Raw genomic sequence first — 7,327 nt, forward strand, 5'->3', positions numbered from 1 at the left:
TATGAAAAAAGCACTTCTGGTGGTGAGCTTTGGCACCAGCTATCACGACACCCGCGAGAAGAACATCGCTGCCTGCGAGCGCGATCTGGCCGCCAGCTGCCCGGACCGCACGCTGTTTCGCGCCTTCACCTCGGGGATGATTATTCGCAAACTGCAGCAGCGCGATGGCATCCATATCGATACCCCGCTGCAGGCCCTGCAAAAGCTGGCCGAGCAGGGGTACCAGGATGTGGCGATCCAGTCCCTGCACATTATCAACGGCGACGAGTACGAGAAGATCGTTCGCGAAGTGCAGAGCATGCGCCCGCGCTTTCAGCGTCTGACGCTGGGCGCGCCGCTGTTGAGCGGTCATGGCGATTACGTGCAGCTAATGCAGGCCCTGCGCCAGCAGATGCCGCCGCTGGCGGCGACGGAGCGAGTGGTATTTATGGGGCATGGCGCCAGCCACCACGCCTTCGCGGCCTACGCCTGTCTGGATCATATGATGGCTGTGCAGGGTTTTCCGGCGCGGGTGGGGGCGGTGGAAAGCTATCCCGAAGTGGACATCGTGATTAACGAACTCGCTCGCCAGGGCGTGACCGGCGTGCACCTGATGCCGCTGATGCTGGTGGCCGGCGATCACGCCATTAACGATATGGCCTCGGACGAAGAGGACTCCTGGAAAACGCTGTTCAATGCCGCCGGTATCACGGCCACGCCGTGGCTGAGCGGGTTAGGGGAAAATCCGGCTGTGCGGGCGATGTTCGTCGCCCATCTGCAGCAGGCGCTGAATAACGCGATGGAGAAAGCAGCATGAGCGGCAAACTGTACGCCCTGAGCACCGGGCCGGGGGCGGCCGATCTGATCACTGTGCGTGCGGCGCGGATCCTCGGCCAGCTGGATGTGCTGTATGCGCCAGCCGGTCGCAAAGGCGGCGACAGCCTGGCCCTCTCCATCGTGCGCGAGTACCTTGGCGCACACACGGAGGTCCGCTGCTGCCATTTTCCGATGAGCGCCGACAGCGCGGAAAAAGAGGCGGTGTGGAACGATGTCGCCGCGGCGCTGGCCCAGGAAGTGGCGGCGGGCAGGCAGGTCGGATTTATCACCCTCGGCGATGCCATGCTGTTCAGCACCTGGGTCTTTCTGCTGCAGCGGATTGGCTGCCCGGACTGGCTGGAGATTGTCCCTGGCGTTACCTCCTTCGCCGCCATTGCTGCGCGGGCGAAAACCCCGCTGGCCATGGAGCAGCAGTCGCTGGCGGTGATCTCCTGCACCGCACCGGAAGCGGACATTGCCGCGGCGCTGCGCCAGCATGACAGTTTGGTTCTGATGAAAGTCTACGGCCGCTTCGCCCGCATTAAGGCGCTGCTGGCGCAGGCGGGGCTGCTGGATGCGGCGCTGATGATGTCAGAGGCCACCCTGCCGGGTGAGCAGTGCTGGCGCAGCCTGCGCGAGGTCAGCGATGACCAGCCGCTGCCCTATTTCTCGACCATCCTGGTTAACAAACAGTGGGAGGAGGCGTAATGAATCAGGTGCAATCGCTGAAGCAGCTTTCGTATGGGGGGCTGGCGGCTGCTGTTCTGCTGATCATCGTCCCACAGGAGGCGTTCGCCATGCATATCATGGAGGGCTTTTTGCCGCCGATGTGGGCGCTGGCGTGGTGGCTGCTGTTTTTACCCTGCCTGTGGTACGGCCTGGTGCGCCTGCGGCGTATCGTCCAGGAAGAGAGCAATCAGAAGGTGCTGCTGGCTCTCTGCGGGGCGTTTATTTTTGTTCTTTCGGCGCTGAAGATCCCATCGGTGACCGGCAGCTGCTCGCATCCCACCGGCGTTGGTCTGGCGGTGATCCTCTTCGGGCCGGGCGTAGTGGCGGTGCTGGGGGCGATCGTTCTACTGTTCCAGGCGCTGCTGCTGGCGCATGGCGGCCTGACCACCCTTGGCGCCAACGGGATGTCGATGGCGGTGATCGGTCCGATGGTCGGCTATCTGGTGTGGAAGCTGGCCTGTCGGGCGGGGATCCGTCGCGATGTCGGGGTCTTTCTCTGCGCCATGCTGGCGGATCTGATGACCTACTTTGTCACCTCCGTCCAGCTCGGGGTGGCCTTTCCCGATCCGGCAACCGGAGCAGGTGGATCGATCGCCAAGTTTATGGGCATCTTCTGCCTGACGCAGATCCCGATCGCCATCGCGGAAGGGTTGCTCACCGTGATGATCTACGATCAGCTAACCAAACGGCGACTGATCGCCGCGGAGGGACATTAATATGAAAAAGACCCTGATCCTGTTGGCGATGGTGGTCGCCCTGATGATCCTGCCATTTTTTATTAACCACGGCGGCGAGTTTGGCGGCTCGGACGGCGAAGCGGAGAGCCAGATCCAGGCGGTGGCGCCGGATTATCAACCCTGGTTCCAGCCGCTATATGAACCGGCGAGCGGCGAGATTGAGAGCCTGCTGTTTACCCTGCAGGGCTCGCTGGGCGCGGCGGTGATTTTTTACATTCTCGGATATGCGAGGGGCAGACAGCGCCGTGATGACCGGGTTTGACCGACTCAGCTACCAGAGCCGCTGGCTGCAGGTGGCGCCAGAGCGGAAGTTTCTGCTCTGGCTGCTGCTGATGGCGCTGGCCTTTACGCTTCCGGCATGGGGCCAGGCGCTGACGCTGGCGCTAACCGCCGCGCTGACCTGCTGGCTGCTACGGGTCTCATTCAAGCGCTGGTGCCGCTGGATGGCGCTGCCCTTTGGCTTTTTGCTGGTCGGCGTGCTGACCATTCTGTTCAGCGTCAGCCGCGACCCGCAGATGCTGTTAGCGAGCTTTCGGCTGGGCGCTTTCTCGATAGGGATTTCCGCCCAGGGGCTGGCCGTGGCCGGGGAGACTTTCTGGCGCAGCCTGGCGGCGATGGCGGCGACGCTCTGGCTGGTGCTCAATCTGCCTTTCCCGCAGTTGATTATTTTACTCAAGCGCGGTCGTGTACCGCGGCTGCTGACGGAGCAGATCCTGCTGACCTGGCGCTTCATTTTTATTCTGTTGGACGAGGCGATGGCGATTCACCGCGCGCAAACCCTGCGTTTTGGCTATGGTAGCGTGCCGCAGGGCTATCGCTCGCTGGCGATGCTGGTGGGACTGCTGTTCACCCGCGTCCTCCTGCGCTATCAACAGATGAGCACGGCGCTGGATATCAAATTGTACCAGGGTGATTTTCACCTCTAAGGATAAGTATGCTTGCCACAACCGATCTCTGGTTTCGCTATCAGGATGAGCCGGTGCTTAAAGGGCTGACGCTGGATTTTTCCCGCCATGCGGTGACCGGCCTGGTGGGGGCCAACGGCTGCGGAAAGTCGACGCTGTTTATGAACCTGAGCGGCCTGCTGCGCCCGCAGCAGGGGGCGGTGCTGTGGCAGGGAGAGGCGCTGGATTACAGCAAGCGCGGTCTGCTGGCGCTGCGCCAGCAGGTGGCGACGGTGTTTCAGGATCCGGACCAGCAAATCTTCTATACCGATATCGACAGCGATATCGCTTTTAGTCTGCGTAACCTCGGGGTGGCGGAAGAGGAGATCGCCCGCCGGGTGGATGAGGCGCTGACCCTCGTCGATGCCCAGGGGTTTCGCCAGCAGCCGATCCAGTGCCTCAGTCATGGGCAGAAAAAACGGGTGGCGATCGCCGGGGCGCTGGTGCTGCAGGCGCGCTACCTGCTGCTTGACGAGCCCACCGCGGGCCTCGATCCCCGCGGGCGCGCGCAGATGATCGCCATCATCCGGCGCATTGTCGGGCAGGGGCGGCGCGTAGTGATCTCCAGCCACGATATCGATCTGATCTATGAGGTGAGCGACGCCGTTTACGTTCTGCGGCACGGCGAAGTGCTGGCCGAAGGGGAGCCCGGCGAGGTGTTTGCCTGCGCGGAGACCATGGCCCGGGCGGGATTGACCCAGCCGTGGCTGGTGAAACTTCATAGCGAACTGGGGCTGCCGCTGTGTAAAACCGAAGCGGAGTTTTTTCAGCGGATGCGCAACGATGCGATAGGCGCGATTAAGGAGGCGTCATGACGCTGGCGATTATGTTACAGGGCACCGCTTCCGACGTCGGGAAAAGCGTGCTGGTGGCGGGACTGTGCCGCATTTTTTATCAGGATGGACTGCGCACCGCGCCGTTTAAATCACAGAATATGGCGCTGAACTCCGGCATTACGCCGGATGGCAAAGAGATGGGCCGGGCGCAGATTTTCCAGGCCGAAGCAGCCGGGATCGCCCCGGATGTCCGCATGAATCCGATTTTGCTCAAGCCCACCAGCGACCGTCAGGCGCAGGTGGTGCTGATGGGGGAGGTGGCGACCAGCATGGACGCGGTGAGCTATCACCAGTACAAGCCACGCCTGCGCGAGCAGATCCTCGCGGTCTACCAGAGCCTGGCCGGGGAGTATGAGGCGCTGGTGCTGGAAGGGGCCGGCAGCCCGGCGGAAATTAACCTGCGCGACCGCGATATCGTCAATATGGGCATGGCCGAAATGGCGCAGTGCCCGGTGATCCTGGTGGCCGACATCGACCGCGGCGGGGTATTTGCCGCGATTTACGGCACGCTGGCGCTGCTGCAGCCCGAGGAGCGAGCGCGGGTGAAAGGCGTGATTATCAATAAATTCCGCGGCGATGTGGCGCTCCTGCGCTCGGGGATCGAGCAGATCGAGGCGTTGACCGGCGTGCCGGTGCTGGGCGTTATGCCGTGGCTTGAAGTTGACCTTGAGGATGAGGACGGCGTCGCGCTGCAGGCCGGGAAATACCACCGCACCGACCGGCGCGATATCGACATCGCCGTCGTTCACCTGCCGCATATCGCCAATTTTACCGACTTTAACGCCCTGGCGGCGCAGCCTGACGTCCGGGTGCGCTATGTCCGCGACCCGCAGGCGCTGGCCGACGCCGACCTGGTCATTCTCCCGGGCAGTAAAAATACCCTCGGCGATCTGTGCTGGCTGCGTGAAAGCGGCATGGCGCACGCGGTCGAGCAGGCCCGGCTGCGCAAGGTGCCGCTGCTGGGGATCTGCGGCGGCTATCAGATGCTCGGCGAAACCATTATCGATGAGGTGGAGTCTGGCCTTGGCACCCAGCCCGGACTGGGGGTGCTGAAGACCGTGACCCACTTCGCCCAGCGCAAAACCACCACTCAGGTGCAGGCGACCCTGGAGGCTAACCTCCCGGACTGGTTAGCCGACGCGGCGGGGCTGCGGGTCAGTGGCTACGAAATTCATATGGGCGAGACGCGCCGTGAGGCAGGCTGCGCGCCGCTGCTGCAGCTGCATAAAGCGGGACAGTCAGTGGCAGACGGCGCGGTCAGCGACGACGGCCTGGCGTTTGGCACCTATCTGCACGGCCTGTTCGACAACGATGCCTTTACCCGCGCGCTGCTCAACGGCCTGCGTCAGCGCAAAGGGCTGGCGCCGCTGGACAGCGCCCTTGAGTATGCCCGCTATAAAACCCGCCAGTTTGACCTGCTGGCCGATGCCATGCGCGAACATATCGCCATCGATCAAATTTACGCCATCATGCGCCAACATCAGGAGCCCCTATGCTGACTTTGGTTACCGGCGGCGCGCGCAGCGGCAAAAGCCGCCATGCCGAGGCGCTGATTGCCGATGCGCCGCAGGTTTTATATATCGCCACCTCGCAAATATTTGACGACGAGATGGCCGCAAGGATCCAGCATCATCGCGACGGCAGGCCCGCCCACTGGCGCACCGCCGAGCGCTGGCAGCAGCTTGATGAACTGATCACCCCGGATAGCGCCCCAGAGGAGGCGATTTTGCTGGAATGCATTACCACCATGGTCACCAACCTGCTGTTCGCGCTCGGCGGCGACAGCGACCCCGACGGCTGGGATTACGCCGCCATGGAGCGGGCTATTGATGACGAAATTGGCGTGCTGATTGCCGCCTGTCAGCGCTGCCCGGCGCACGTCGTGCTGGTGACCAACGAGGTGGGGATGGGCATTGTGCCGGAGAACCGCCTGGCGCGGCATTTTCGTGATATCGCCGGGCGGGTCAATCAGCGCCTGGCGGCCGCGGCGGATGCGGTCTGGCTGGTGGTCTCCGGCATCGGCGTCAAAATCAAATAACTCAATCGCTGGCCGACCGGGCCAGCCCTGGCAGGGATTCTGTATGCAAAGCGTAAACGAGGTACTGCGGGCGATCCCCGCGCCGGACGCCGACGCCATGGCGCGGGCACAGCAACACATCGACGGCTTACTCAAACCCCCCGGCAGCCTCGGGCGTCTGGAGGCGCTGGCGGTGCAGCTGGCGGGAATGCCCGGCCTGGGCGGCCAGCCGCAGGTGGCGAAAAAGGCCCTGCTGGTGATGTGCGCCGACCATGGGGTGTGGGACGAAGGGGTGGCGATTTCGCCGAAGGCGGTCACGGCCATCCAGGCCGCCAATATGACCCGCGGCACCACCGGCGTCTGCGTGCTCGCCGCCCAGGCCGGGGCGCAAGTGCACGTGATTGATGTCGGGATCGATAGCGAACCGCTGCCCGGCGTGGTGAATATGCGGGTGGCGCGGGGCTGCGGCAATATTGCCCGCGGCCCGGCCATGAGCCGCGAGCAGGGGCAGGAGCTGCTGCTGGAGGTGATGCGCTACACCCGCGCGCTGGCGCAGGAGGGCGTGACTCTGTTTGGCGTCGGCGAACTGGGGATGGCCAATACCACGCCGGCGGCGGCGATGGTCAGCGTCCTGACCGGCAGCGATGCGCAGGAGGTGGTCGGGATTGGCGCCAATTTGCCGCTGGCGAAGGTTGGCAACAAGGTGGAGGTCGTGCGGCGGGCTATCGCCCTTAATCAGCCCGACCCGAAGGATGGCCTCGACGTGCTGAGCAAAGTCGGTGGATTTGATCTGCTGGGGATGACCGGCGTCATGCTGGGGGCGGCGTCCTGCGGGCTGCCGGTGGTGCTGGATGGCTTTCTCTCTTACGCGGCGGCGCTGGCGGCGTGCCGGATAGCGCCGGCGGTAAAACCGTATCTGATCCCGTCCCACTATTCGGCGGAGAAGGGGGCGCGTATCGCGCTGGCGCACCTCGGACTCGAACCGTATCTCAATATGGGTATGCGGCTGGGGGAAGGCAGCGGCGCGGCGCTGGCGATGCCGATCGTCGAGGCGGCCTGTGCGATGTACCATCGCATGGGCATGCTGGCGGCCAGCAATATTGTGTTACCTAAGGGGTAAGCAGGAGATGGGGGCGGCAATGGCCGTTCCCGTTTTCGGCAGAGGTTTTGCCGGCGGCAGAAACAAAAAAACACCCTTGAGGGTGTTTATGATGTTGGTTGCGGGGGCCGGATTTGAACCGACGACCTTCGGGTTATGAGCCCGACGAG

Annotated in this window: 9 protein-coding genes; all 9 read left to right on the forward strand. The window is 63.5% G+C overall.

Translation table 11 applies throughout. From position 1 onward, the window contains the following. Position 1: 1 nt before the first annotated feature. The 9 genes from ABLV76_RS10795 to cobT are packed head-to-tail and all read left to right on the forward strand — an operon-like array spanning position 2 to position 7,178. Positions 2 to 796 (forward strand): sirohydrochlorin cobaltochelatase, encoded by a 795-nt coding sequence (locus ABLV76_RS10795; protein WP_017899205.1) that lies wholly within the window; start codon positions 2 to 4, stop codon positions 794 to 796. Next, positions 793 to 1,503: a cobalt-factor II C(20)-methyltransferase gene (locus ABLV76_RS10800; RefSeq protein ID WP_060656701.1), complete on the forward strand. Its 711-nt coding sequence runs from the start codon at positions 793 to 795 to the stop codon at positions 1,501 to 1,503. The genes ABLV76_RS10795 and ABLV76_RS10800 overlap by 4 nt, the downstream gene beginning before the upstream one ends. After that, positions 1,503 to 2,240 carry a cobalt ECF transporter S component CbiM gene (gene cbiM, locus ABLV76_RS10805; RefSeq protein WP_004205506.1) on the forward strand — a complete coding sequence of 246 codons (738 nt, stop codon included), beginning with the start codon at positions 1,503 to 1,505 and terminating at the stop codon, positions 2,238 to 2,240. The genes ABLV76_RS10800 and cbiM overlap by 1 nt, the downstream gene beginning before the upstream one ends. 1 nt (position 2,241) lies before the next feature. After that, a complete protein-coding gene (locus ABLV76_RS10810) occupies positions 2,242 to 2,523 on the forward strand; it encodes an energy-coupling factor ABC transporter substrate-binding protein (RefSeq protein ID WP_004205507.1) in 282 nt (93 codons plus the stop codon). Further along, positions 2,510 to 3,187: an energy-coupling factor ABC transporter transmembrane protein gene (locus ABLV76_RS10815; protein WP_049092081.1), complete on the forward strand. Its 678-nt coding sequence runs from the start codon at positions 2,510 to 2,512 to the stop codon at positions 3,185 to 3,187. The genes ABLV76_RS10810 and ABLV76_RS10815 overlap by 14 nt, the downstream gene beginning before the upstream one ends. 8 nt (positions 3,188 to 3,195) lie before the next feature. Then, on the forward strand, positions 3,196 to 4,020 hold the full coding sequence (locus tag ABLV76_RS10820; protein ID WP_049092080.1) for an energy-coupling factor ABC transporter ATP-binding protein: 825 nt from the start codon (positions 3,196 to 3,198) through the stop codon (positions 4,018 to 4,020). Further along, on the forward strand, positions 4,017 to 5,540 hold the full coding sequence (locus ABLV76_RS10825) for a cobyric acid synthase (RefSeq protein ID WP_049092079.1): 1,524 nt from the start codon (positions 4,017 to 4,019) through the stop codon (positions 5,538 to 5,540). The genes ABLV76_RS10820 and ABLV76_RS10825 overlap by 4 nt, the downstream gene beginning before the upstream one ends. Next, positions 5,534 to 6,079, forward strand: a complete 546-nt coding sequence (gene cobU / locus ABLV76_RS10830) for a bifunctional adenosylcobinamide kinase/adenosylcobinamide-phosphate guanylyltransferase (RefSeq protein WP_064150807.1) — start codon at positions 5,534 to 5,536, stop codon at positions 6,077 to 6,079. The genes ABLV76_RS10825 and cobU overlap by 7 nt, the downstream gene beginning before the upstream one ends. Before the next feature lie 43 nt (positions 6,080 to 6,122). After that, positions 6,123 to 7,178, forward strand: coding sequence for a nicotinate-nucleotide--dimethylbenzimidazole phosphoribosyltransferase (cobT, locus tag ABLV76_RS10835; protein ID WP_023319039.1), 1,056 nt, complete (start codon positions 6,123 to 6,125; stop codon positions 7,176 to 7,178). The last annotated feature ends 149 nt before the right edge of the window (positions 7,179 to 7,327 follow it).

This window comes from Klebsiella sp. GB_Kp047 (assembly GCF_040065235.1).
In the GTDB taxonomy this organism is placed as follows: Bacteria; Pseudomonadota; Gammaproteobacteria; order Enterobacterales; family Enterobacteriaceae; genus Klebsiella; species Klebsiella quasipneumoniae.